Genomic DNA, 25,701 nt, shown 5'->3' with positions numbered 1-25,701 from the left:
ACGTAGCTCTCTGAATAAATACAACTTCAAAAGAGCGACCTAAGAAAGAATCGTGGTCTGTCGATCGCGACCTTCCATTTTTGATTGATCTGGCCCGACTGGCGGTGCGTTCTGGTGCCCGGAGTACCCTGGCAACATTGTGGTCTGTAAGCAATGACTCGTCCGCAGATTTGATGGCTGAGTTTTATCGCGTTTTGACTCAGCAACATTTAAGACTCAGCAACATTTAAGTAGAGCAGAGATTAAGTAGAGCAGAGATTCTCCGACAAGCTCAACTCATACTCCTGAAAAACCCACAGTACGCCCATCCTTTCTATTGGGCCCCGTTTATCCTGGTTGGCAACTGGCTTTAAGTTGACGTGTTGCCTATTAATAATCGTCCTGATCATTGAACGTGAAGTCGATGGAGTTTTCTCGCTTCGTTGTTCAGCACTTCTGCCCCCCAATCTACCAATTTTGGGAGACTTTGAGACAATATTTCTCGTTCAAAGTCCCTCACTTGTGGGGGATTTAGGGGGCGAGAGTATTCAGCTTCGACGGACAGATTCATATTCTGATTCAGCAACGCCCGAATTTCTTCTGATCCATCTTTTGTTCTTCTCTTTTGGCTTCTAACTCTGATTCCCCACGGCCGCTATCATAAATAAGCCCCTGCTTTCTCCTTGTCATGTACACCGCTCCCAACCCAGCTTCTAATTCGCATCAGTCAACCCTGCATCGACCTGAACTGCTCGCCCCTGCTGGACATTGGGACTGTGCCAAGGCGGCCGTCGAGAATGGAGCCGACGCGATTTATTTTGGGCTAGAGCGATTTAACGCCCGCATGAGAGCCGAAAACTTTAGTGAGGCGGATTTGCCCGATTTGATGGAATTTTTGCACATTCGCGGGGTCAAGGGCTATGTGACGCTGAATACGCTGATTTTTCCTCAAGAATTGGTCGAGGCAGCGCAGTATCTTCGCACCATTATTGCGGCTGGGGTCGATGCGGCGATCGTGCAGGATGTGGGCATTTGTCGGCTGATTCGGCACCTTTCGCCCGATTTTCCGATTCACGCTTCGACGCAGATGACGATTACCAGTGCCGCAGGGGTTGAGTTTGCGGAGTCGATCGGCGCTCAATTGGTGGTGTTGGCGCGAGAATGTTCGCTGAAAGAGATTCACAAAATCCAGCATCAGATCACTCAACAAAAATCCCTGCCGCTCGAAGTGTTTGTACATGGGGCGCTCTGTGTGGCGTATTCAGGGCAATGTTTGACCAGTGAATCGCTGGGTGGACGCTCTGCCAATCGAGGGGAATGCGCTCAGGCTTGCCGAATGCCTTATGAGTTGCTTTCAGATGGCAGAGTTGTCGAGTTGGGCGATCGCAAGTATCTTCTCAGTCCCCAGGATCTCGCTGGCTTAGACGTATTACCAGAACTTGTCAAGACCGGAGTCACTAGCCTCAAAATCGAAGGTCGCCTCAAGTCTCCAGAATATGTCGCCAACGTCACCCGCGTCTATCGTCAGGCTCTCGATCGCGTTATGCAATCCGCACAACCCGAAGCGAATTCAACACCCCTCACCCCTCACTCCTCGCACCCCACACCCGATCGCTACAACTTAGAAATGGCCTTCTCTCGTGGCCTCTCCACAGGTTGGTTTGAAGGCATCAACAATCAAGAATTAGTCCATGCAAGATTTGGCAAAAAGCGCGGCGTGTATTTGGGCGAAGTCACTCAGATTCGGGGGGAGCAGGTCACGATCCAATTAGAAGCGCCCGTTAAGCCAGGAGACGGCATCGTGTTTGACAGTGGGCACCCCGAAGCTGCCGAACAAGGCGGACGAGTTTACACCGTTGATTTATACGATCGAGAAGCCGTTCTCTCATTTGGACGATCGGCGTTAAATCTGCGAAAAATCCACCTCGGCGATCGCGTCTGGAAAACTAGTGACCCAGAACTCGATCGACAGGTCAGACAAAGTTTCACGGGCGAACATCCCCAATTTCAGCGTCCGATTTCCTTAGAAGTTCATGGCGCAGTGGGGCAAAAATTGATTGCGATCGCGCGTGATTTGTCCGGCAATCTTGTCCAGGTTGAGTCCGAGATGGCGTTAGTCGAAGCGCACAGCAAACCGTTGACGAGCGATCGCTTACAAGAACAGCTAGGACGATTAGGAAACACGCCCTTTTTGTTAGAAACGCTCACCAATTCTGTGCAGGGTTCCGTGATGCTACCCGTCAGCGAACTCAACCGTCTGCGGCGAGAAATCGTTACTCAGCTAGAAACACTCCGCGCCCAACCCAAACGCTGGCAACTTCACCCCACCGCTACGCTCAAAACGCTGCTGCCTGTCGTCTCTCATAGGCCCATTTCTACCCCAGCTAATCTAATCGTTCTGGTTCGCAATTTAGACCAACTTCAGGCAGCCATCTCAGCTAACATTCAGACCCTCTACTGCGAATTTGAAGACCCTCGCAACTACTGCCAAGCCGTCCAGTTAGTTCGTCACGCCTCACACACGCCTCATGCCTCACAGATCTTCGTCGCCCCTCCTCGCATTACCAAACCGGGCGAAACCTGGATTTTGCAGCAGGTTCGGGCGAGTGAGGCAGACGGATATTTAGTCAGAAATTACGATCATCTAAAGTTTTTTGAACAGGATAACTGTATCGGAGATTTCTCATTAAATGTGGCAAATCCACTCACCGCAGATCACTTTATCCAACGCGGACTACAACGCTTGACGGCATCTTACGATCTCAACATTGCTCAACTTCAAGCATTGCTAAAAAGCTGTCCGCCGGAATGGTTTGAGGTCACGCTACACCAACACATGCCGATGTTTCATATGGAACACTGCGTCTTCTGTGCCTTTCTGTCAGAAGGAACGGATTATACAAACTGTGGGCGACCCTGCGAAGAACACGAAGTCAAACTACGCGATCGCATCGGCACAGAACATATTCTCAAAGCCGACTCAGGCTGCCGAAACACCGTTTTTAATGGGAAGGCCCAAACTGGAGCCGAATATTTTCAACACTTGCGAGAATGGGGCGTTCAACACTTCCGCATCGAGTTTGTGAACGAAACGCCCAGCCAAGTGATCGAGACCATCGATCACTACCGTCAACTCCTCGAAGGCAAAATCAACGGCTCTCAACTCTGGCGCGACCTAAACCTACACAACCAACTAGGCGTAACACGAGGCACCTTCTAGCAAAATCCTCCTCCCTCCTCCCTCCTCCCTCCTCATCCCCCCTCCTCATCCCCCCTCCCCCTCACTCCTCACCCCCAAGATGCGATAGGCTTGAGATAGAGACTGTTTCCCCTTGATCCTGCCATGACGCAACCTACTGATTTTCTCAGTCACCTCAACCCTTCACAGCGCCAAGCGGTCGAACATCACTGTGGGCCGCTTTTGGTGATTGCAGGGGCGGGATCTGGCAAAACGCGCGCGTTGACCTATCGGATTGCCAATCTCGTCCTGACTCATAAGGTTGACCCAGAGAATATTTTGGCCGTCACCTTTACCAACAAAGCCGCCAAAGAAATGAAGGAGCGGATCGAGAAACTGTTTGCCGATCGCCAGGCCCACGCCGATTTTGGTAAGCCCCTCGAAGCCCTTCCCGCTCATCAACAAACCAGTCTGCGATCAAAGGTGTATAAAAACATCATCAAAGACTTGTGGATTGGGACGTTTCACGCGCTTTGTTCACGAATTTTGCGCTTTGATATTGAGAAATTTCAGGACGAGAAAGGACGCAAATGGACAAAGAGCTTTTCGATTTTTGATGAATCAGATGCTCAAAGTCTGGTCAAAGATATCATCATCAATCAATTGAATTTGGATGACAAAAAGTTTGATCCGCGATCGGTAAGATTTGCGATTAGCAACGCTAAAAACAAAGGTTGGTCACCGCAAGATCTAGAGCAAGAACAACCCAACTTTAAGGGACGGGTGATTGCGAATGTCTACAGCATGTATCAAGACAAGTTAGCCGAAAATAATGCATTAGACTTTGACGATTTAATCCTGATTCCGGTGAAATTGCTTCGCCAAAACGAACAGATTCGCGCATACTGGCACAAACGCTTTCGACACATTCTCGTCGATGAATATCAGGATACTAATCAGACTCAGTATGATTTGGTTCAGCTATTAGCTACGAATGGAGAAGCCGCCCGATCGTTTGAAGACTGGAACTATCGATCGATCTTCGTAGTCGGGGATGCAGACCAGTCGATCTACTCGTTTAGAATGGCTGACTTCAAGATTCTCATGGGGTTTCAGCAAGATTTTGGCGATAGCTTGCCCGACGACGATACGCGCACGATGGTCAAGCTAGAGGAAAACTATCGATCCACCGAGAACATTCTGCAACTGGCCAATCACCTGATCGAAAACAACACCGAACGCATCGACAAAGTATTAAAACCAACCCGTGGAGAAGGCGAATCTGTCTATTGTCACCGTTCTGACGACGAGGTTGCCGAAGCTGAATTTGTGGTACAGCAGATTCAAAAATTAGAGCGTCAAAACCCCGAATTGCACTGGGGCAAATTTGCCATTCTCTATCGCACCAACGCCCAATCTCGCGCCCTTGAGGAATCACTGGTACGATCGCGCGTTCCCTACAAAGTCGTCGGCGGTCTGCGATTCTACGATCGCAAAGAAATTAAAGATGTGTTGGGCTATTTGAGAGCGATCGTCAATCCTTCTGACACCATGAGCTTACTGCGGGTGATCAATACGCCAAGACGAGGAGTGGGTAAAGCGTCGATCGATGCTCTGCAAAAAGCCTCTATAGAATTAGCGATTCCGCTCTGGGAAATTCTCATTGATGAAACGTCGGTCAAAACCCTGGCAGGGCGCGCTTCTAAAGGGGTCATCAGCTTTGCTCAAACTATTCAAAAATATCAAGAGCAGCTAGAAACTGCCTCCGCGTCTGAAATTGTCCAGGGCATTCTCGAAGATTCTGGCTATGTGCAGGACTTAAAATCTCAGGGCACCGACGAAGCCGAAGAACGCTTTCAAAACGTCCAGGAGCTTTACAATGCCGTTCTGCAATTTGAAGAAGAAAACGAAGACAACAATTCTCTGACGGCTTTTCTGCAAAACGCCGCCCTGCAATCCGATCTAGACGACAAACAAGACGAATCGACCAAAGTGTCTCTGATGACGCTGCACTCGTCTAAGGGATTAGAATTTCCCGTTGTGTTTTTGGTGGGCTTAGAGCAAGGGTTGTTTCCGAGCTTTCGATCGCTCGACGACCCTTCTGCCCTCGAAGAAGAACGTCGCCTCTGTTATGTGGGCATCACTCGCGCCCAAGAGCGCCTCTTCATCACCTACGCCCGCGAACGTCGTTTGTATGGAAATCGCGAAATTGCCAGCCCGTCTGTCTTTTTGTCAGAATTGCCCAAAGATCTGATGGAAACCAATGTCGGAGCGGGACTGCCAACTCGCTGGACAAAGCCGATCGCGCAAAAAGAGCCAGAATCTAACTTTGCGGGCACCGTTTCAACCAATTGGAAGGTAGGCGATCGACTAATCCACCGCATGTTTGGCGCAGGTGAAATCACACATGTCTTCTCCTCTGGCAAAAAAGTCACGCTGGCGATCCGCTTTCCCGACGGCGGACAAAAGATCATCGATCCCCGACTCACCCCCCTTCAGCGCGTCGAATAAGCCAGAAGCGCCTCTTGAATCTCCTTTAGACAAAGAACTTTTGATCAGAATTGTCCAAAAGTCCCCCAGAATTGGGGGTTGTGGGGCAGAAGCGCTAAACAACGCAGCGAAGAAACTGCACCAAATCGACTTGTCTAAAACTCAAACTTTTGCTTCCAGCGATTTGAGAAACTCAGTGTTAACGCCTGATTCACGAGTCAGCGCAATCTTTCCCGTTCGGGCAATTTCTCGAATCCCAAACTTATTGAGTACCTGCACGATCGCCACCATCTTTCCCGGATCGCCTACCACTTCGAGCGTCAGAGAATCTTCGGACACATCTACCACTCTGGCTCTAAAGATCTGCGCCAACTCAACGATCTCCGATCGATTGTTGCTCCCCGCATTCACCTTAAGCAGCATCAACTCCCGCTCGACACAAGGCACCTCAGTAATATCTTGCACCTTGATCACGTTGATCAGTTTGTAGAGTTGCTTCGTCAGTTGCTCAATGCTGGAATCATCTCCCGGCACGACCATCGTAATGCGCGATACGCCCATCTGTTCTGCGGGGCCGACCGCTAGACTTTCGATGTTAAATCCCCGACGGGCAAACAGCCCTGCAATCCGAGTCAAAACTCCGGCTTCATCCTCAACCAGAACAGAAAGGGTGTGCTTCATTGCCTTGGAAAAAATGCTGTGATGGGTTAAGGCTTGATTGAAGCCAGAATACCTCGACCGGAATCTCTGCCATCCTTCAGCAGAAATTGAGCTTCAAGTAGCCATTGATCTATCCTATCGTGCGGAGGAGCGATCGCAACCAAATCTGACCGCCAACCCCCACAAAAATCTGCTCAAACTTCAAGAAATCTCCGCAGTATGTTTTCAAAAACACTTTGCTTTTTGACAGACTCAGTATTATTCTCTCTATAGATGGATGCGTCTTTACGGGCTACCCGGTCTAATCAATCTCTGTAAGTTGAATTGGAGCAAGCGTTTTTATGGGATGGTTACAAAGACTGTTTGGACAAGAAAAGCCAAAAAATCCTGAGCAAGCCGTGAGTGGGCAACCCGTTCCACAGGCCCCGACGAATGCCCCCGGAGACACCACCGTCGCCGCTGAAACAATTCCCCCTGAGCGAGTCGGACTCAACGGTGAATATGACCAGAGTGGACTTGCCAAGCGAGTGGCTTTAGCCTTTGATCAAGACCCAATGGTGGCAGATGTGGATCACGTTTATGTGGCTCAACTGGGCACAACGGTTGTCTTGAAGGGTCAAGCCCCTAGCCAAGAAATTCTCAATAAGCTGGTTGAGATCGCTAACAATGTCAACGGAGCCAGCGCGGTCGATGCGGCTCAAGTCCAGGTTGGTTAATCTTTGCAAATTTTTGCTGATGGTAGCCTACAAAAATGGGCTACTTTTTTATTGAAGTTTTTTATTGAGTTTCTTACTGAGTTACTTTGTCCTTCGACTCGACTTTTCTACTCGACCCAATGCACTTGCACAAAGTGAGCAGGACGACCCCAATAATCTTGCACGACGCTGATGCTCTGCACCGTCAAATTAAAAGGAATCGCTGTCGTCACATATTGCTGTACAAATCGCCCCAATTCAGGAGTCAACTGTGCGGCAGTTGTGGCAGCCAACCCTAACCCTAAAATCTGCTCGATCGGCCCCCGTGGCAACAGTGCCGAAACGCCCAACGTTAACCCTGCCGTCAGTACCATCCCTACTGAGATATTTGTGCCACAGCGCGGATGGACGGCCAAATCCCATTCGCCCTGAGTAATACGTCTCAAGGCCCGACTCACCGCCCGACTGACATCCGCCGTTTTGACTTGACCATAGAGGTAAAAGCCGCGATCGGTAGACAGTCCTCCGAGCGCATCCCCCTCTGACGTTGATCCACTGCTCAAGATCCAAACCGTGGCGTGCTCTAAGGCATGAACCTGTCGCAGGGTTAAAAGATCCTTCAGCCCTGGAATAAACCCAATTTGATGGATCAGGTCAGCGTCCTGAGTTGGCTGAGGTGTGGGAAGTACAGTAGTCCAAAAGTCGGGAGATGGGTTGATTGTTGTCGTCATCGCAGCACACTCCGTAGTCAGCAGACTGTAGAGGTCAAATTATGATTTAACTCTAGCGTCTGCTTTCTCAAAATGGCTGAGTGTTGCAAATTGTAAGTTAGCGTGGTCTAAATCGGCTGATTAACCAAAGTTGCGAGGAACGACCCCTTGCGGGTAACTCGGAGAGAGCGCTGTGGGTGCGCCAGCCGGACTCGATTTTTCGCCAACCCCTCTGGAAACTTCGATACCGTTTTGCTCCAGAATGACGATCGGATCTGACCCAGCATTCACCTCGATTCGCTTCACCAAGATTTGACCATTAGAGAGGCGCTGTCCGGCGCTAACATAACGGCTGGTGGACTCGTTGGGCGCTTTGACGATCGCTTGGGCAGTTCCACCGACGACGACCACGCCGCTCACTTCGACGGCTCTGGCTAACGTTGGCTCTGGCAGAGGCGGTAAAGCGCTAATGGTCGGAACGCTAGGTCGCAGACCAGGCGCAGAGGGGGTGCTCTGAGGAACGGCTCTGGTCGGAGGATTGGCTGCCGTTCTCCGGTCAGACCCTCCTTGCGGAGAACGAGAAGAATCAGGAAGCTGGGGCTGTCGGGCTGTCTCGGTGCCTGCGTTGCCTCTCTCAGAAGGGCTTATGCCGCCAGACGTTCCGGCAGGAGTTCTCAATGTAATTAAGGGAGGCAGGCTGGCAAAGGGATCGTTCTGAGTTCTTCTAACGTTGATGCCTGCTTGAACTTGGCGGGCCCGCTCTTCTGGGTCAGTAGACTGAAGCAACCCCGGAACTCGACTGTTGGCAATCTGCCCTTTCTTAGCGGCGTTTTTCTCAGCCACCAGAGGTTTTGCAAAGCCTTGAGTAGCGGTTGGGCTTTGGGTGGCCTCTGCGGCGGGAGAAGGACTTGCTTCGGGCGTGCTGGCAGTGTCTTCAGAGCCGCAGCCACCTACCCAGAGCGCCAATATTCCTGCACATGCAATCAGTAAAGGTCTACGCATTTCCTCTCCCCAAAAACTCCATTTCAAGATAGCGTCGCGTCCTCTGTCTAAGTTGAATCTTTTGAGAAGAATCTGTGGAGGCAACCAACTCAGGCGCTTGCAGATTCAGATCATCAAAGCTTTTGAATCAACCTTAAATGAGTGAATTCTGGAAACTTTGAAACTCGTTAAAACTTCTTAAATTTGAGGTTAGCTTTCTAGATGAATTAAGTATGCCCTAAATTTAAAGCGATCGATTAATTTATTTTGCAAGCAAAGCGATCGCAATCCTTGAAGGAAGTCCCAAATTCAGTTAGGCGCTGCGTAAAGTTGATTTCATTTAACTGCTGGATGTCTGAAAAATCACAGACAAATTATTGGCGGGCATGGGTACAACATTGACTAAATGTAACTGTTGAGATTGGGCAACGGACACAACTTCTTCTAAATCTCGAACTCCCCATTCAGGATTTTGCGATCGGAGGCTTTGATCAAATGCGGCATTGCTGGGGGCGGTGTGACGGCCATTTTGTTTGAAGGGGCCATATAGGTAGAGAACTCCGCCGGGTGGAAGCGTTCGTTTGGCTCCATCCAATAAACCCAGACAGGCTGACCAGGGGGCGATGTGAATCATGTTGATGTTGACGATCGCTGTAATCGGTTCTTGACGTTGCTCAACGATCCAGATGGGGTCTCGCACATCTAGCGCGATCGGGGGATACAAATTGTCGGCGGGGTGACGGGTTTGCCAGGCGGCGATGCTGTTGCGGGCGATCGGGTTGGGATCAGAGGGTTGCCAGTGGCGGGGGGCGAGGCGGGGAGCAAAAAAGACGGCGTGTTCTCCAGTGCCGCTAGAGATTTCTAACACGGTGCCCGTGGGCGGCAAAACTTGTAAAAGCACGTCTAAAATGGCTTCTCGGTTGCGTTCTGTGGCGGGTGCGTACTGGCGATCGTCCATTGCTTACAGTTCTTAATTATTCTGAAATTAGCTGTACAGTGCCCGTGTTACCAAACTCAAAAGACTAAGGAAATAGGTCGAGTCGGCTCCATAGTCGGCGTGCACCCAGTTGTGTTTGATTGTTGAAGTCCAAACAATCCACAGTAGCTCTTCCGATCGAAGTTATGCCTAAAATTCTGCTGGACTCGGCTTCTGCCTGAAAATGCTCATTCCATTAGTCAATTCTTGGATTGAACAAGCGCATTTCAGTCTCAGATTCAGGATCTTTACTGTTGATACGCATTCCTTTACGAAGATTACAGGATCGACAAGCGAGGGCCAAGTTCGATTCTGCATCTGCACCACCCCGACAGACAGGAATAATGTGCTCAACTTCAAAGGGAAAGTTGAAGACGAGTTCGGGAGCATGGCAGTATTCACAGCGATGAGCTGCACGATCGGCGATCAGTATATAAAAAGGATTCATTCGATGACTTGCTGCAAAATTCCTTCCGATCGTGCCGTTGCTGCTTTCAATTCAGTCTCCACTAAGCAAGCTAGGTATATAAAAAGGATTCATTCAATGATTTGCTGCAAAATTCCTTCCGATCGTGCCGTTGCTGCTTTTAACTCAGCTTCTACTAAGCGGTCTAGCTCTATTTGTTGGGCTGGGGAGAGGGATTGTCCGCTATCTCGTGCAGTTCGCCAGAGGTTCATTAACTCAGACAGGCGTTCTTGCTGCTTGGCACCAAAAAGATTGTCAGGAGAAAAGCTCTGAATCACCAGAAGTGCGCTGAATTCTTCGTTCTCTAACTGGACTGTCAGCCCATCCAAGGCCTCACCCACAGTTTTGCCGATGGAACGTTTGTCTCCGGCGATCGCTTCATAGATTCGCTCACCATTAATGTCGGAAATTGGCAAGATAGCAACAGTCGTCATGTCTTTACCCACTTCTGGAATCAAAGATAATTCACTCAATTCACGCTATTTACAGCTTGTTACAAGTATTAACGAGCAGTTAAATTGCAATCCAGAGGCTTTAACAAACCAAAAGCTGCTAGTAGTTCCAGCGGTCTACTATCTCTAACATTTTGTTTGCAGAGATTAAACTTACTGATCCGTTTTTCCGCTTCTCTTTCAACATGCTTGAAATTTCAGCAAAACTCCGAAAAGGTTGGTGACCCTTATTCTTACTAATTTCTTGCAATCCCGCAACGATTTTCTTAGCTTTGTTAGAGCCAAGAAACTCCAGTTTGCGTTGCACATAAATCGCGATTTCTGGTTCTAATACCAAATCAACCAACAAATGATACTCATAAAAATCAGTTAATTAACCGATTTCTATCTCTCAGATTTGAAAAACCCCCATCAGGGAAGCCGTTTCAAAGTCCCCCAAAATGGGGGATTTAGGGGGCGAGGATCTGTATCAGTAACTAGTGTATTTGGTATAAGATGCGGTTGAAGGCATCAATAGGAGGAATAGGTTTAGGTGAATTTGCTTCACTCAGCGTACAACGAACTACACTCAGGATCACTCGATCGCAACTGATTCAGCAAGAAGCAGAACTTGTGATCGCTTCAGCCGCACTTACTATAAAAGAAGCTGCGCTTAGAATTCCTTGATCGCAGCCAAATGTAGGAGAAGGAGTTCTGATTGCGGGAGAAGCCTCGACTATGACAACTCACTTGCTGCTTTGGATCGCTGCATCAGTAATAAGAAAAAGTTAAGCGACAGTAAGCAACGCATAAGCGTGACAAACAGAACAAAGGGTGCAACTCGTGAGCAGAACGATCGCATTCATCGCACCATTGCTTCAATCTGGGAAGGCAAGACCCGTTTTGGGATCGCGAATATACAAACCTAAAACCAGCGAATCGAGGACTTGATCCCAGACTGGAGTCAGGCGATCGGCTTGATCTGCCCAATAGTCAAACGTAATCAAACACTGCACGTTAGACCCCAGCCCGATACAGATTCGAGAGAAGGCTTCCCGGTTTTCTCCAGCATCGATAAATTTGACTTCTGTCCAGACAATGCGGGCGGTTTGGCGCTTGAGCGTGATGATTTCCCCCGTTTCGATCACGTTGCGCTTTTCGTCTTCCACAATCTTCTTGAGCGTGTGCTGAAGAGGAAACAGACTCCAATCTCCTTGAGGTAGACGGTTAAACGACATTTCTAGACGACAATCATCATCGGGGGGCTTGCGATCGAGAAACTTAAACGACTTGACATCTGGCTCAAAATGCCAATCATGGGGCACATCAAAGCGCACGGCCCCGCGATCGGCGACAAATATTTTGTATCCTGGTTTCGATTGCCAGCGATGGTCTTCTTTCAGTTCCAGCGTCTCTTTAATCCAGCGAAGGTCGTCTTTTTTGCGCTTTGCCATAATCTGAAGGAGTGAATAGAATTCGACAAGGGAAGCGGTGCTGTCATGCTATCCAAAATTTGCCATTTGTATCCCGATCGCTTCATTTATTATCCAGAATTTGAGAGCGTCGATCGCTTGATTTGACTTCCCAAACTCTGGATTTCTCAAACCTTTAAGCTTCGATAACGACTCGCAAATTGCCCCGCTTTTTAGAGACTCGACAAGACGTAGAAGACCCCGATCGCTCAAATTCTAGATCCAACAACGTCTGACCGACTCGCAGGTTTTGTAGAGACAAATAATTGATCGACTCCGGCAAAGAGGGATCAATAATTCGCAGATAGTTTCCAGGCGCATCGGGCACCAGGTTGACAATCATATGCACCAGTTGAAAAATGCTGCCCGTCGCCCAAGCCTGCGGAGAACAAGCAACTGGATACTGCACTGGGGCATTGTCGTTGGTGCGATCGTAGCCACAAAACAACTCTGGGGGACGCTGATACGGCTGGTGACGAGTCATATCCAACAGTCCTTTACACAGTTCTAGCGCCTGATCGATCAGACCGAGAGACCGCAGACCGATCGCAATCATCGCATTGTCGTGAGGCCAGACCGACCCAATGTGATAGCCCATCGGATTGTAGGCCGGCGATGACTTGCTCAAAGTACGAATGCCCCAACCATTAAACATATCCGGCCCGCGCAGCCGTTCTGCAACACTGTAGGCTTTCTCTGGCGTGAAGATGCCCAGATTCAAACAGTGACCGGGGTTAGAGGTGATGCTGTCTACATGATTGCCGTCTCCATCCAATGCCAGCGCACAGAAATCTTGATCCTCCATCCAAAAGTCTCGATTAAAGCGCATCTTGAGATCTCTGGCTTCCTCTTCCCAGCGATCGGCGAGATCGATCCGCTTCTTCATACGCGCAATCTGACTGAGGCGCACTTTGGCCGAGTAGGCGTAGCCCTGAACCTCACACAGCGTAATGGCTCCCCGTGCAAGCTGTCCTTTACGATTCACAATGCAGTTGTCCGAATCTTTCCAACCCTGGTTATCGAGTCCACGCTTTGATTTGCGGGCGTAGCTGAGGTAACCTGTTTCTTTGAGGTTGCGATCGATCCACTCCATCGCGGCCAGTGCGTTGTACCACAACCGATCCAGAGTTTCATGATCCGCCGTCCAGGAGAAATATTCTGCGTAGAGCATGATCCAGAGCGGCGTAGCATCGACCGTGCCGTAATAAGGCGTATGGGGGATTTCTTGACAGCGGGCCATTTCGCCAAACCGGATTTCGTGCAAAATCTTACCGGGCTGTTCGTCGCGCCATTCGTCCTCAGATTTGCCCTGGTAGTGGGCCAAAATCGTCAGCGTCTCACGGGCAATCTGGGGATCAAGCAACAGCGTTTGAGAAGCGGCAATGATCGAGTCGCGCCCAAATAACGTCGAAAACCAGGGAACCCCCGCCGAAAGCGCCTTATTCTTACCAAAGCTTTGACGCAAGAGATATACGTCCTGTTCTGCCCGCTCGATCACACGGTTAAACGTGCTTTTGTCCGATCGAATCTGCGTTACTTGCTGTTGCCAGGTTTGCTCCTCCATCGTTTCGGCCGCTTTGGCTTGAGACAGCGTGTAGGGGGCGTTGACGTGGGAAACCGATCGTCCGTTGCCCAACATTTGCAGCCGATAGCCCAGGGTCAGCGTCTCGTGAGAAGCCATCTCCAGTTTCCAGACGGCGGTGTAGCCTTTGAGAAAATCGGGCTGATGGTGAGAAAATTGCAGGCGTGATTCGAGCAAAGTCCCGTCTAGACCCTGGTAAGCGAGCGACATCTCAACCGGGGGGCGATCGGTTTCGTCGTCCAGAAGATCTAAGGAAAGGGTGTCGGGGAGCGATCGTAGCAGTTTCCCACGTTGTTCTCGTTGGGCACCGCGCACTTCAAACAGATCGATAAAGTCGGCATCAAAGCTGAGACTGATCTCAAAACTGACGGCTTCTGTGCTGTAGTTGGCGACTTCGATTTCTTCAAACAGTCCCCCATTCAGCACCAGTTCTCGCTTAATGCCAATATATTCCGCAGGAATCTTTTCGAGACGAGGATTGGTACACAGCACTGAAAGAACGAACCCTTTTTCGGCGGTGCTGCTCAGTAAAATTGGGGGACGACCATCGATTTGCATTTCCAGGCGACTGAGAAAGCGAGTGTCGTTACAAAATAACCCCATGCTGCCATTGCGGCCGTCGTCTGCATTTCCGCCAATGTTGCCAAACGTGTCCGTGAGCAAAAAGAGATCATCATCTTTTAATGTCAAGACAGGTTGGGGACGCTCGTTGAGAACGCAAGCCCACTCTGGGATCGGCAATTGGTCTGCCGGGACGAACTTTCTACCGTCAAATTCAATGATATCTGGGGACATGAAGCCAAGTTTTTCCAGTGATGTATGGGGTTTCTGGAACCAAATTTAATCTGGTTTTGCCGGAAGATCGTCGGAGTTTTAGCCTAAATCCGGATGGTTAGTATTTTAACTTTCATCCGTGCATGATTGCCCGTAGATCAGGATTTCACTCCTTAGTTTTGCTTAGTTAAATCGACGATTTTCAGAATAGTTGAGATGCAAAAAATCAAAGTCGCTCAGTTCTGAAATCAAACTTCCGTACAATTTCTGGGAATCTGAAAACTCAATGTACTTTTGAATACAATGGTCTAAATTTTCAAGAAATAGCTATGTCAGGATTTGATTAATTTGACTCAGCAATTCTTCCATTTGAAGCGACTGAGGCAAGATGGGGACGGCCAATTCGTTCAGCAGTTCTGAGAAGGTTTTGACTTCGGGGGAGTCGATCGCGCCCGATTTTTGACGATGATCCAACACGAGAATCGGCGGCTTTGATTTGAGCGATTTCAGGCTTGAGACGGCTTGTAGCGTCGCCGAATAAATCTTGGTGTCGTGCCAGCAAATCAGCAGCAGATCGACGCTTTGAGACTGGAGTTTTTGCAGGACTTCTGCCCACGATCGCCCCACAGTCCCCCGAAATCCAGCGGTCTGAATATACTGCATCATCGCCTGTACCCATTCAGATTCTCTGGCAGATTCATGATTGAGATGCGCCAGGTCGATCGCCAACACAGACGGCCGCCACGCAAACCCCGCCGCAACTTGAATCACCTGCAACAACGCTGAGGTTTCTGACTGTCCCGATGATACAGACTGTTCCATTAAGGGCGCGAGACAAGGAAAGATCGACAGTCCAGCAATTTGGTTGGCCGCTTGAGTCGTGGCTTGATCCAGCGTGACGATCGGCAACGAAGCCAAAAACGACTGCTCACTCAGACGACGAATGTAAGCGATCGGGTCGGGCATGGCCGCGTCTAACAAAACAATATTGGGCTTCCACACCTGAGCCAACAGTTCAGCTTGTTCGAGATCGTCCGCTTCTAGGACTCGGTAATTGTGGCGATGCAGTAAATGGTTGAGGTCGATCGTGGCCTGTTGCCCAATGCGGCTTTGTTCTCCATAGCGAGTCGGACTGAGCCGTAAGATCACCAGACTTTCGACAGGTTTTTCTGAAGCTTCGCTGGGTTCCGCTGCTTCGGTCAGGTGGGCCAGGGTTTGTTTGAGGGCTTTGCTGGCGATCGGTAAGCTTAAGAAACCGTCTGCCTGATTGCGAGTTGCCTGTTCGCGATCGCCCCGTGTGGCGGTGACAATTACGGGAATGTGCTGCGTTTGGAGATCGGCTTTGAGCAGGGTTAGCACGTCCCAGCCTGACAGGGTGGGTAAGAGCGGATTGACGAAAATCGAACAGGGTTGCAGCCTGCGGGCTTTTTCGACCGCTTCGGTGCCCGATCGGGCGATCACGACTCGATAGCCCAATTCAAACAGTTGCTCTGAGAGATGCTCGATCGATCTCACAACAGCTTCGACGACGAGCACCAGGCGATTGTGTCCAGTCCGACAGGCTTGAAGAGGGGAAGTGCCCAGAGCGATCGTTGGCTGAGGGTGAGTCGGCGGCAACAATAAGGTAAATTGACTGCCCTGACCTTCTTTGGAGACAAACGACACATCACCGCCGTGTAGTCTGGCCAATCGCTGTGTGAGAACGAGTCCCAATCCTGCCCCTTCAAACCGTCGTGTTAAGGGATTCTCTAACTGCTGAAATTTCTGAAAGATCAAATGCTGCTTTTCGGCAGGAATGCCAATCCCCGTGTCCCAAACCGTAAAGGTAACCCAGCCTTCCCAAAGATTGACGCGCAGCCCAATTCTACCCGGTGACTCAGTAAATTTGAGCGCATTTGACAGCAGATTGACCAACATCTGACGCAGCCGCATCTCATCCGCGACGAGGGTTTCTAGCCCAGGTTCGATCTCCAGCATAAAAGAAGGGGCAGCCGAGTCAACTTCCTGGCCCGCTTCAGGCTTTGCTTCTTCGGATCGCACTTTTTGCGCCTGTTCAAAGGCTCGATCGCACACACTGAGAACGTTCACAGGTTCCAACGAGAGTTCTAGCTGGCCCGTTTCCATGCGGGTGAGGTCGAGAATATCGTTGACGATCGCCATCAGGTGCCGACCGCTGCGATAGATCAGTTGAGCATAGCGAATTTGTCGTTCGTTTAATCCCCCCGATAGCTGGTCTTTGAGCAGACTCGACAACCCCAAAACCGCCGTTAGAGGCGTTCTCAATTCGTGACTGATGCAGGCCAAAAATTCATCTTTGAGGCGGTTAAGCTGCACCAGGTCAGCATTTTTGGCAGCCAACTCTCTCGCTAACTGCTGCTGTTCGGTGACATCTTGAGCTAGTACCAGCCACAGACTTTCTTCTGTAACCCAGGGGCGCGGTGTTGTCGCAGGGTCGCCGCCGTCCAATTTAGCCAGGCGAAAATCTTCAAGCGACCACTGATCACTCACCACGGGCATTTGCCACAGGTCAGCCAGCCCCAGATTCATCTCTGGCAACATTGCCCCCAATGGAATCTTGACCAACTGCAAAATCCGTTCTTGACCATTCTTGAGCGGACAAGCACAAATACAGGTGTTGGGCGTTGAGCCGATGTGACACAGGCTGGCTAAAGCAGACTCGCTAGAAGTGCCGATCGACCGTTCCCACGAGTCAATGCGCGTTGAGTCTGAAGGGTGATGCGCCGCAAACTCTAAGACGGCATCGGCATCCCGTTGTACCCAGCCCGGATCGACAATTTCACCAAACTGCTCGTGCCACAAAGCGTTTTGCGCCAGCGCCTTTCCAGTACTGGTTTGCAGCATCAGCGGCAGCGGCAATCGCTCCAAAAACTGCATCAGCGGATGGACGGCAGACGATTCTAAAAGGGGTTTTGGTTGAAGCTGAGAGCGAAGTTTGGCAATTTGAACGCGCAAATGCTGCTTGAGACCATCAAATTCGAGCGGAATCTGTGTAGAACCCGCGATCGAGCCGACTTCTTGCGGGTAACTCGCAGAGATTGGCGTTTCCTCAACGACGGTCGGGGTTTGAGACCCTGCCCCCAACTCGATTAGCTTTCTCACATAAAAACTGTCGATCAGCCCTTGAAAATGACGATCGCCATCCACCAGGGCCCAAAATCGCTCCGTCTGATCGCGGAATTCGACTGCACACTGGCTCAACGACAGATCACCCGGCAACGCAGGTAATGGCTCCAAAAGCGGCGCACCCACAGCCGACAGAGCGCGTTTAAAGTCAATCAATAAAGTCGTCGTTTCGGGATTGCCGGGCATCAGACTGCGAAGTTGAATCAGTCCGATCGGGCAGCGTTGTTCATTGATTACTACCAGGCGATCGCAGCCTCCCCGACTAAAAACTTCCAGCACCTCGGCCAGCGTGTCCGTCTGGAAACAGGTCGGTGCAGGTTCGAGAAAATCGCTGAGACAGGCAGTGTTCATGAACATAGGAAACCCGCTAGAGCAATAGGATAGAACTGAAGCGGTAGCACTCAACCGATCAACTCCGATAGATCGTATTGGTAGACCGTATTGGATTCACGGATTGAATCGTGGATCAACCCCTGTGCCACCGTTCTGCGGGAAGAAAACGCCACTCAGAACCCTTATTTTAGAACCTTGCTCTAATAAAGGGCAGATTGTTGCATTCTCGAAATCATTAGCAACAAAGGCAAATATAGCGCGCTTGAATGCCCTCCCAATGGGAGATGCTACGCTTTTGAAGCCTGCCTTTGTCCTGCCTCTGTATTGAGGATCTGGATGGGGCGATCGTTGAAGAAAAATCCGATGCTACTTTTCTTCATTCGATACCTACAGCCAGCGTTCTACAAAACACCTTCCCAAAGCAGAAAAATTGACTTCAATAAACTCATCGAATCGTTCTAAAAAAACATCTAAAAAACTATAGAGAGCTTTAGTTGCTTAATCCTGCGTTCTAGACAACTTTCTGTCTAACGAATCATTGAGAAGTGTGAATAGTCCTCCATCCACCTTGATACTGAACTTAATCGGTTGTGAAACTGCTGCTGTTGGCGTAAACAACCTCAATCAAATATGATGGCTCTTAACAAATATTAAGTAATTCTGTAGAAATCCCCTAGAGTTTTTGTGCCTCAAAGGATTTCTTAGCGTCGCCGTTCTTCATCCCCGTGAGTCTATCTAGCCTTGACTGCCTCCCCTCCTCCCCTGCCGCGCCCTCACTTATTTGTGTGTCTGTACCTGAGTTCAGAACTGCTGTCTCAAACGATTCGGCAGTCTTTGGGTGTCGATCGCTATCTGGTTGCTGCGCCAGAGTCGGATGAAGCCTTTTTCAATCTGATCGAGCATCAAAAACAGCAGCTTGATTGTCTAATTCTTGACGACACCGCCAACTTGCCCCATTTAGCCAACTGGCTCCACGGAAAGGCCACCCTTTTGCCGCTGCTGATTTTAGAGCGAGAAGCGGGCGATCGTGCTCTAGACAATCTCCCTGAGCCAGCTTTTCTCTATCACATGGGCGAGGTGCGGATCTCTGCAAACCAGACAGAGCAACTAACCCAAGGCATTGAGCGGGCAATCAGCGAATTTCTCAATCTGTCTCCTGCCTGTCGGCTTCCGGGCAGTCGTGCTCTCGATTTGACCACCGACCTGAGCGCCCAAAACTTCTTACTTTTACAACAGCGACGACTCACCGAAAAGCTCAAAGAGCGACTGGGCTATTTAGGAATTTATTACAAACGCAACCCAAAAAACTTTTTTCGCAACTCTTCTAAAAAAGAACAACAGGAATTTTTAACTCAGTTAAGACTGGACTATCGAGCAATCATTTTGAATTACTTTTCTGAAGGAACTGCCTTAAATCAACGAATTGATGACTTTGTGAATACCGCTTTTTTTGCAGATATTTCAGTCGCTCAAATTGTTGAAGTTCACATGGAGCTAATGGACGAATTTTCTAAACAGCTAAAATTAGAGGGGCGCAGCGAAGAAATTTTGCTGGATTATCGACTGACTTTGATTGATACGATCGCTCATCTCTGTGAAATGTATCGGCGCTCAATTCCAAGAGAGTCTTAAAGGCTTACACTTATTCTTCTTTAACTGTCTACCGTTCCTTCAGCCTGCTAATCGCTAAACTATGAGTCCCCTAAAGAAGACCTACGTTCTCAAACTCTACGTGGCAGGCAACACGCCTAACTCCATTCGTGCGCTCAAGACCCTAAACAATATTCTTGAAAAAGAGTTTCAGGGAGTCTACGCGCTAAAGGTGATTGATGTGTTGAAAAATCCTCAGCTTGCGGAAGAAGACAAGATTTTAGCAACTCCAACTCTGGCCAAAATTCTACCGCCGCCTGTGCGTAAAATTATCGGGGATCTCTCTGATCGAGAAAAGGTTTTAATCGGGCTAGACCTTCTCTACGAAGAACTGCGCGAGGAAGAAATTGATAGTTAAATCGATCGTTAAACAATTCGTCAAACCAACCCAAAAATCTGGTTAGATAGACTCATAGTAAAGAAATGTAACAGAGCGGGTGTCCATTTTTAGAAGTTCGCTCCACTTGTTTGAAAATCAACCTTATGAATCCAATTAATCAAAGCCTCCAAAGTAGTCAAGTCGATATGGCAGGTGTCCAAAAAATCAGCACCCTGATCGAGGGCTTCGATGATATTAGTCACGGAGGGCTGCCTGTCGGTCGCACAACGCTTGTCAGTGGCACTTCAGGAACCGGGAAAACCCTACTGGCGGTGCAGTTTATCTACAACGGAATTACCCAATTTGACGAGTCTGGTATCTTTGTCACCTTTGAAGAATCGCCCGCTGACATCATCAAAAACGCTTTTAGTTTTGGCTGGGATTTACAGAAGTTTATTGATGAAGGCAAGCTGTTCATTTTAGATGCGTCTCCCGATCCAGAGGGGCAGGATGTTGTCGGCAATTTTGATCTCTCAGCCCTGATCGAGCGGATTCAATACGCCATTCGCAAATATAAGGCAAGACGGGTGTCGATCGATTCAGTAACGGCTGTCTTTCAGCAATATGATGCGGCTTCGGTGGTGCGTCGCGAAATTTTTCGATTGGTGGCCCGACTCAAACAGGTGGGGGCGACGACGATTATGACCACTGAGCGAGTGGAGGAATACGGCCCGGTCGCGCGATTTGGGGTCGAAGAATTTGTGTCCGACAACGTGGTGATTGTGCGGAATGTCTTAGAAGGAGAACGCCGACGACGCACGATCGAAGTTCTCAAGCTGCGGGGCACGACCCACATGAAGGGCGAATATCCGTTTACGATCACCCGTAATGGCATCAATATCTTCCCGTTGGGGGCGATGCGGTTGACTCAGCGATCGTCCAATATTCGCGTCTCGTCAGGGGTGACTACGCTGGATGGCATGTGTGGCGGCGGTTTCTTTAAAGACTCGATCATTTTGGCGACGGGTGCCACCGGGACTGGGAAAACGCTGCTGGTGAGTAAATTTTTGCAGGAAGCTTGTCAGCGAGGCGATCGGGCGATCCTATTTGCCTACGAAGAATCCCGCGCCCAGCTTTCTCGAAATGCCTATTCCTGGGGCATCGACTTTGAGGATTTAGAACAGAAAGGCTTGCTAAAAATTATCTGCGCTTACCCTGAATCCGCCGGACTGGAGGATCATCTGCAAATCATCAAATCAGAAATTGCCGAATTCAAACCGTCGAGGATTGCGATCGATTCCCTCTCTGCCCTGGCGCGAGGTGTGAGCAACAATGCTTTTCGTCAGTTTGTGATTGGGGTGACGGGCTTCGCCAAGCAGGAAGAAATCACCGGGTTTTTCACCAACACCACCGATCAGTTTATGGGGTCACATTCGATCACCGATTCCCACATCTCGACGATCACCGACACGATCATCATGCTGCAATACGTCGAGATTCGCGGCGAAATGTCTCGTGCACTCAACGTCTTTAAGATGCGCGGCTCGTGGCACGATAAAGGCATTCGGGAATACACAATCAGCGCTCAAGGCCCCGACATCAAAGACTCATTCCGCAACTTTGAGCGAATCATCAGCGGCTCACCCACTCGAATTGCAGTAGACGAAAAGATGGATCTCGCCCGAATCGTTAAGGGCGTAAAGGACGAGAAAGAGTAGTTCTAAAAAGAGTAGTTCTAAAAAGAGTAGTTTTAAATTGAATCCTCTTCACTCCTCACTAGCGCTTTCAACCGTTGTGCAAAGGCAGGTTTGCCAAACAGGTCGATCGATCGCTCCCTCAGCCAGGTTCCCTCACAGCGGCGATCGTTGCCCTTAAGAATTTCAATACAAGCCGCCGCCACCGCAGACGGATCGCGATGAGGCACTCGCCAGCCCAACTGACCATCTTGCAGCGGATCAGCAGATCCATCAGCATCCCCTGACAAAACTGGAATTCCGCAGGCCATCGCTTCGAGGTAGACGATTCCAAACCCTTCCTGAGACGGCATGATGTAAGCGTCCGCCAAGCGATAATGATCGACCAACGCTTCAGTCGCGACAAACCCTGCAAAGACGACGCGATCGCTCACTCCCAATTCTTCGGCCAGTTTCGCCAATCTGGGCTGATCGTCTCCTCGCCCAATCACCAGATATTTGACCGTCGGAAAGGCGCGGAGAATTTCAGGCAGCGCCCGAATCGTCACATCCACGCCTTTATAGGGATCGCCCGACCAGAGACGCGCCACGGTCATCAGAACCTTTGAGTTTGCCAGTTGATAGCGATCGACCAGTTCAGCCAATCTCGCCCCCGGTGTGAAAGCAGTGCCGTCGATCGCACAAGCCAACATTTCGACACGGTTGGGATCGATTTCGTTGGCTGCACAGCAGCGATCGCGAGAATATCGGCTAATCGTCCAGATGCGATCGGCTTGCTGAAGTGCTCTGCGTTTGTTCTCAGGCAGCGGTTCCCAGACTTCTTTGCCATAGGTCAGCACCGTATAGGGAATGCCCAACGGCTGACAGAGCGCCCGAATCAACGGAGCCAGATTGATGTGACCACAAAAAACCCGTCGCGGTCGATTTTTGAGCAAATGAGCAAACAGAACGGCGGCTAATCGAATTCGTCCCAAACTTGCAGAACGAGTTTTCAGATAGTGAAACCTGAGCGAACTTGCCTCAAACGGATTCTCCACACCCGCTCCGTCTCTCAACAAAAAGACATCCGCTCCCCCAACCAGCGACGAATGCGCCTGCAAAATATCCTTCACATAGGACTGAATGCCACCTTCGATCGAAAAAATCTCCAGAAATACAAACACGTTTTTGAGGGAGGAGGGGTTGTCTTCGACACGCTTCGCGATCGGGATGAGGGATGAACAAGTTGACTCCTCGCCTGATGGATTCAGTTGATTGTCACTTTCCAACCCAGTTTCTAACCGCCTCGATCCAAGTTTTGCTGCTAACCTTTCATCCCTCATCCCGCATTCCTCATCCCTTACGCTTCATCCCTTACTACGTGCTTGCTTCGCCATATCAACCAACGTATGGTGAGCGTCTTCAGCATCTTTTAGCATATGGTCAAACGGAATCCGCAAAGACACGGGTTCTCCATTCACTTGCGCGTTGAGATCCATTCCGGTCGCGTCGATCGCCAACATTTCTGCCTGCGTCGCCTCAGCCGTCTGACCATAGACTTTTGCATACACCAGGATCGCACTGGCATGGTCATCATTCATGTGTTTACAGATGTGATCGCTCACGGCTTTAGAAAACACGTCATTACTAACTTCTGACATCTTCAACAGATCCAATTCACTGTCAGGGATCTTAGCATCAGGAGAATCCAACCCAAAATGCTCGATCGTGCCATCCTAAAAACAGCAGTTTGAGGTGGTCTATGGCGAAGGTGGTGGTCGTTGGGGCAGGTTGGGCAGGATTGGGAGCCACCTATCACCTGGCAAAACAGGGCTATGACGTGACGCTGCTAGAGGCAGGAAGCTATCCGGGCGGGTTGGTTGCAGGCTGGAAGACAGCCGGAGGACGGTCTGTAGAAGCAGGCATTCATGGCTTCTGGTATCCCTATTTCAATATTTTCTCGCTGGTCAAAGAGTTGGGGTTGAGTCCCTTTACGCCCTGGACGCGATCGTCTCAGTATTCTCCAGCCGGGTTGGAAGTGGTTTCGCCGATTTTTCAAGATCAGCCTCGACTACCGACTCCCCTTGGCACCTTTCTCTATACAGAATTTCAGCGGTTGCCTCTAATCGATCGGCTTTCTGCGCTGCCTTTGCTGTACTCGATCGTCGATTTTGACAACTCCGATGAAGCCTGGAAGCGTTACGACGCAATCACGGCGCGAGAATTGTTCAAAGATTTTGGCGTTTCGGCACGGCTTTACAAAGACTCGTTTGAACCGATGCTGCTGGTCGGTCTGTTTGCGCCTGGTGAGCAGTGTTCGGCGGCGGCAGCTTTGGGAATGCTCTACTACTTTATCCTCGCTCATCAGCCCGATTTTGATGTGGTCTGGTGTCGCGGAACGGTTGGAGAAATGATTTTTCGCCCGTGGGTTGAGAAAATCGAGGCGATCGGCGGCAAGGTTTTAACGCAGCGGCGGGTGAGTGATCTAATTTTGGAGGATGGCGATTTTGCCTCGATTAAAGGCGTTGTGTGTGGGGATGAGGTGTTTGAAGCGGATGCGGTGATTTTTGCCGTGGGCGTGAGTGGAATGCAGAAAATCATCAGCAACAGTCCGACTTTGCAGCGATTTCCTGAGTTTCGCAATGTGATGAATTTGGGTGCGATCGATGTTTTGGCAACTCGATTGTGGTTCGATCGCAAAGTAGCCATTCCTCGCCCTTCAAATGCCTGCTTTGGGTTTGACAAGACAACTGGCTGGACGTTCTTTGACCTCAACACTCTGCACGACGAATACCAGCAGGAACCCGGAACCGTTGTCGAAGCGGACTTTTATCACGCCAATCAGTTTTTGCCCTTGAGCAATGAGGAAATTGTGGCGATCGTTCACCGCGATTTGGCGACCTGTCTTCCTGCCTTTGGCGATGCCCGCGTCGTTGATAGTAGTGTGATTCGCCTGCCCAGAGCTGTCACCCACTTTTCACCCGGAAGCTACGCCTCCATGCTGCCCGGCACAACCAGTGTGCAAAACTTGTTTATGAGCGGCGATTGGGTCATGACTCGTCATGGCTCCTGGTCACAAGAAAAAGCCTACGTGACCGGGTTAGAAGCGGCTAATCGCGTCATCGATCGCTTCGGTGGCTCTCATGCGACGATTCTCTCGATCGCAGCCGACGAACCTCATATTCAGGCTGCTCGACAAGTGAATCGATCGCTGCGAGATCTCGGTAAAGCCTTACTGCCTGATTTTTGGCTGCCCTAGTTGGCTCGGATGCCCCAGACTGAAGCGCCCATGAAGCTTACCGCATGTCATAGCCAAACAGATTGGGATCGACTTCGCCCGCTTGCAGGTCTGCCAATCCGTATTCTGCCCAGCGACGTTCGACCATTGCCGCCACATCGGGATCGGACTTCAACGGAGCCGCCCAGGGTCGATCGGTTTCGGGGTAAATTTTCGTCGTTGCATCAATGCCCATGCGACTGCCCAAACCGGGCTTCTCAGTCGCAAAATCTAGTGAGTCAAAGGGATTGTCAGGCAAAATAAACACGTCTCTGGCAGGATCAACTTTTGAGGTAATCGCCCACACAACGGCTCTTGGATCGCGAATGCTAATGTCTTTATCGACCACAATCACAAACTTGGTATACGTGAACTGAGGCAACGCACTCCAAAACGCTAAAGCTGCCCGTCGAGCCTGTCCGGGATAGGCCTTGTCGATCGAGATCACCGCTGCCTTATAGCTCAAAGCTTCCATTGGCAAAAAGAAGTCGATGATTTCGGGAACCTGCTGTCTGAGAATTGGGGTGTAAATGCGGTTGAGGGCGATCGCCATCATTGCGTCTTCTTTAGGAGGACGACCGCTAAATGTGGTTAGGTAAATCGGATCTCTGCGGTGCGTCATGCAGTTAAAGTGAATCAAGGGCGCTTTCTCATTTACGCCACCGTAGTAGCCCATGTGATCGCCTGCTGGCCCATCTACACCTGTCTCGCCTGGGGTAATCGTTCCTTCCAACACGATTTCAGAATCCGCAGGCACTTCTAAATCAACGGTTTTGCACTTGGCAAGATTGATTCCTTTACCGCCATAAATTCCCGCAAACAACCATTCTGAAAGGTCTACGGGTAGGGGAGTTGCCGCCGCCATGATCACTAAAGGATCAACCCCAAGAGCGATCGCCACCTCCAGATTC

20 protein-coding genes and 1 pseudogene are annotated in these 25,701 nt (G+C 50.0%); 8 read left to right on the top strand and 13 right to left on the bottom strand.

Annotated features, from left to right (window positions below; genetic code table 11):
* The first annotated feature begins 80 nt into the window (after positions 1–80).
* From ACJ2PR_RS25095 to pcrA, 3 genes and pseudogenes are all read left to right on the top strand, one after another.
* Positions 81–353 (top strand): annotated as a pseudogene (locus ACJ2PR_RS25095) (CHAT domain-containing protein).
* 314 nt (positions 354–667) lie between these two features.
* On the top strand, positions 668–3,199 hold the full coding sequence (locus ACJ2PR_RS25090; protein ID WP_446878989.1) for a DUF3656 domain-containing U32 family peptidase: 2,532 nt from the start codon (positions 668–670) through the stop codon (positions 3,197–3,199).
* Between the two features lie 123 nt (positions 3,200–3,322).
* Positions 3,323–5,668 (top strand): DNA helicase PcrA, encoded by a 2,346-nt coding sequence (gene pcrA, locus ACJ2PR_RS25085; RefSeq protein ID WP_446871422.1) that lies wholly within the window; start codon positions 3,323–3,325, stop codon positions 5,666–5,668.
* A gap of 141 nt (positions 5,669–5,809) precedes the next feature.
* On the opposite strand, the gene ilvN is transcribed toward pcrA, so the two are convergent.
* Positions 5,810–6,328 carry an acetolactate synthase small subunit gene (ilvN, locus tag ACJ2PR_RS25080; RefSeq protein WP_446861794.1) on the bottom strand — a complete coding sequence of 173 codons (519 nt, stop codon included), beginning with the start codon at positions 6,326–6,328 and terminating at the stop codon, positions 5,810–5,812.
* Between the two features lie 320 nt (positions 6,329–6,648).
* Between ilvN and ACJ2PR_RS25075 the strand changes: the two genes are divergently transcribed.
* Positions 6,649–7,023, top strand: coding sequence for a phospholipid-binding protein (locus ACJ2PR_RS25075; RefSeq protein ID WP_446861795.1), 375 nt, complete (start codon positions 6,649–6,651; stop codon positions 7,021–7,023).
* 107 nt (positions 7,024–7,130) lie between these two features.
* On the opposite strand, the gene ACJ2PR_RS25070 is transcribed toward ACJ2PR_RS25075, so the two are convergent.
* The 9 genes from ACJ2PR_RS25070 to ACJ2PR_RS25030 all read right to left on the bottom strand — a co-directional run bounded on the left by ACJ2PR_RS25070 (position 7,131) and on the right by ACJ2PR_RS25030 (position 17,895).
* Positions 7,131–7,733: a DUF6391 domain-containing protein gene (locus ACJ2PR_RS25070; RefSeq protein ID WP_446878988.1), complete on the bottom strand. Its 603-nt coding sequence runs from the start codon at positions 7,731–7,733 to the stop codon at positions 7,131–7,133.
* Between the two features lie 120 nt (positions 7,734–7,853).
* On the bottom strand, positions 7,854–8,714 hold the full coding sequence (locus ACJ2PR_RS25065; RefSeq protein WP_446878987.1) for a hypothetical protein: 861 nt from the start codon (positions 8,712–8,714) through the stop codon (positions 7,854–7,856).
* A gap of 319 nt (positions 8,715–9,033) precedes the next feature.
* Complete coding sequence (locus ACJ2PR_RS25060; RefSeq protein WP_446878986.1) at positions 9,034–9,651, bottom strand: DUF938 domain-containing protein; 618 nt, start codon at positions 9,649–9,651, stop codon at positions 9,034–9,036.
* A 214-nt stretch (positions 9,652–9,865) separates the two neighbouring features.
* Entirely contained in the window at positions 9,866–10,117 is a 252-nt protein-coding gene (locus ACJ2PR_RS25055; protein ID WP_446878985.1) for an HNH endonuclease, read from the bottom strand.
* Between the two features lie 89 nt (positions 10,118–10,206).
* Entirely contained in the window at positions 10,207–10,608 is a 402-nt protein-coding gene (locus ACJ2PR_RS25050; RefSeq protein WP_446861800.1) for a hypothetical protein, read from the bottom strand.
* Positions 10,609–10,687: 79 nt separating this feature from the next.
* On the bottom strand, positions 10,688–10,933 hold the full coding sequence (locus tag ACJ2PR_RS25045; RefSeq protein WP_446869059.1) for a hypothetical protein: 246 nt from the start codon (positions 10,931–10,933) through the stop codon (positions 10,688–10,690).
* A gap of 511 nt (positions 10,934–11,444) precedes the next feature.
* Entirely contained in the window at positions 11,445–12,020 is a 576-nt protein-coding gene (locus ACJ2PR_RS25040; RefSeq protein WP_446861802.1) for a hypothetical protein, read from the bottom strand.
* 154 nt (positions 12,021–12,174) lie between these two features.
* Positions 12,175–14,415 (bottom strand): amylo-alpha-1,6-glucosidase, encoded by a 2,241-nt coding sequence (locus ACJ2PR_RS25035; protein ID WP_446869061.1) that lies wholly within the window; start codon positions 14,413–14,415, stop codon positions 12,175–12,177.
* Positions 14,416–14,721: 306 nt separating this feature from the next.
* Positions 14,722–17,895, bottom strand: a complete 3,174-nt coding sequence (locus tag ACJ2PR_RS25030; protein ID WP_446878984.1) for an ATP-binding protein — start codon at positions 17,893–17,895, stop codon at positions 14,722–14,724.
* A 717-nt stretch (positions 17,896–18,612) separates the two neighbouring features.
* On the opposite strand from ACJ2PR_RS25030, the gene ACJ2PR_RS25025 reads away from it, so the two are divergent.
* The 3 genes from ACJ2PR_RS25025 to kaiC all read left to right on the top strand — a co-directional run bounded on the left by ACJ2PR_RS25025 (position 18,613) and on the right by kaiC (position 21,558).
* Positions 18,613–19,503: a circadian clock protein KaiA gene (locus tag ACJ2PR_RS25025; protein WP_446861807.1), complete on the top strand. Its 891-nt coding sequence runs from the start codon at positions 18,613–18,615 to the stop codon at positions 19,501–19,503.
* A gap of 61 nt (positions 19,504–19,564) precedes the next feature.
* A complete protein-coding gene (gene kaiB / locus ACJ2PR_RS25020) occupies positions 19,565–19,879 on the top strand; it encodes a circadian clock protein KaiB (protein WP_446861808.1) in 315 nt (104 codons plus the stop codon).
* 125 nt (positions 19,880–20,004) lie between these two features.
* A complete protein-coding gene (kaiC, locus tag ACJ2PR_RS25015) occupies positions 20,005–21,558 on the top strand; it encodes a circadian clock protein KaiC (protein WP_446861809.1) in 1,554 nt (517 codons plus the stop codon).
* 32 nt (positions 21,559–21,590) lie between these two features.
* Here the strand turns inward: kaiC and ACJ2PR_RS25010 are convergent, their stop codons facing one another.
* Positions 21,591–22,856, bottom strand: coding sequence for a glycosyltransferase family 4 protein (locus ACJ2PR_RS25010; RefSeq protein ID WP_446878983.1), 1,266 nt, complete (start codon positions 22,854–22,856; stop codon positions 21,591–21,593).
* Positions 22,857–22,880: 24 nt separating this feature from the next.
* Positions 22,881–23,174 carry a DUF2470 domain-containing protein gene (locus ACJ2PR_RS25005; protein ID WP_446878982.1) on the bottom strand — a complete coding sequence of 98 codons (294 nt, stop codon included), beginning with the start codon at positions 23,172–23,174 and terminating at the stop codon, positions 22,881–22,883.
* A 101-nt stretch (positions 23,175–23,275) separates the two neighbouring features.
* On the opposite strand from ACJ2PR_RS25005, the gene ACJ2PR_RS25000 reads away from it, so the two are divergent.
* Complete coding sequence (locus ACJ2PR_RS25000; RefSeq protein ID WP_446878981.1) at positions 23,276–24,772, top strand: hydroxysqualene dehydroxylase; 1,497 nt, start codon at positions 23,276–23,278, stop codon at positions 24,770–24,772.
* Between the two features lie 37 nt (positions 24,773–24,809).
* Here the strand turns inward: ACJ2PR_RS25000 and ACJ2PR_RS24995 are convergent.
* On the bottom strand, positions 24,810–25,701 hold an 892-nt coding region (locus tag ACJ2PR_RS24995; protein ID WP_446878980.1), incomplete at its 5' end, for a UbiD family decarboxylase.

The organism is Phormidesmis sp. 146-33 (genome assembly GCF_052939515.1).
This window is presented reverse-complemented; position numbering and strand designations above follow the sequence as displayed.

Coding starts and splice junctions, on each gene's coding strand:
- kaiC (WP_446861809.1), top strand. CDS start 20,005: ATGAATCCAATTAATCAAAGCCTCCAAAGTAGTCAAGTCGATATGGCA.
- ACJ2PR_RS25000 (WP_446878981.1), top strand. CDS start 23,276: ATGGCGAAGGTGGTGGTCGTTGGGGCAGGTTGGGCAGGATTGGGAGCC.
- kaiB (WP_446861808.1), top strand. CDS start 19,565: ATGAGTCCCCTAAAGAAGACCTACGTTCTCAAACTCTACGTGGCAGGC.
- ACJ2PR_RS25090 (WP_446878989.1), top strand. CDS start 668: ATGTACACCGCTCCCAACCCAGCTTCTAATTCGCATCAGTCAACCCTG.
- ACJ2PR_RS25055 (WP_446878985.1), bottom strand. CDS start 10,117: ATGAATCCTTTTTATATACTGATCGCCGATCGTGCAGCTCATCGCTGT.
- pcrA (WP_446871422.1), top strand. CDS start 3,323: ATGACGCAACCTACTGATTTTCTCAGTCACCTCAACCCTTCACAGCGC.
- ACJ2PR_RS25070 (WP_446878988.1), bottom strand. CDS start 7,733: ATGACGACAACAATCAACCCATCTCCCGACTTTTGGACTACTGTACTT.
- ACJ2PR_RS25010 (WP_446878983.1), bottom strand. CDS start 22,856: ATGAGGGATGAAAGGTTAGCAGCAAAACTTGGATCGAGGCGGTTAGAA.
- ACJ2PR_RS25060 (WP_446878986.1), bottom strand. CDS start 9,651: ATGGACGATCGCCAGTACGCACCCGCCACAGAACGCAACCGAGAAGCC.
- ACJ2PR_RS25005 (WP_446878982.1), bottom strand. CDS start 23,174: ATGTCAGAAGTTAGTAATGACGTGTTTTCTAAAGCCGTGAGCGATCAC.
- ACJ2PR_RS25065 (WP_446878987.1), bottom strand. CDS start 8,714: ATGCGTAGACCTTTACTGATTGCATGTGCAGGAATATTGGCGCTCTGG.
- ACJ2PR_RS25035 (WP_446869061.1), bottom strand. CDS start 14,415: ATGTCCCCAGATATCATTGAATTTGACGGTAGAAAGTTCGTCCCGGCA.
- ACJ2PR_RS25040 (WP_446861802.1), bottom strand. CDS start 12,020: ATGGCAAAGCGCAAAAAAGACGACCTTCGCTGGATTAAAGAGACGCTG.
- ACJ2PR_RS25030 (WP_446878984.1), bottom strand. CDS start 17,895: ATGTTCATGAACACTGCCTGTCTCAGCGATTTTCTCGAACCTGCACCG.
- ilvN (WP_446861794.1), bottom strand. CDS start 6,328: ATGAAGCACACCCTTTCTGTTCTGGTTGAGGATGAAGCCGGAGTTTTG.
- ACJ2PR_RS25075 (WP_446861795.1), top strand. CDS start 6,649: ATGGGATGGTTACAAAGACTGTTTGGACAAGAAAAGCCAAAAAATCCT.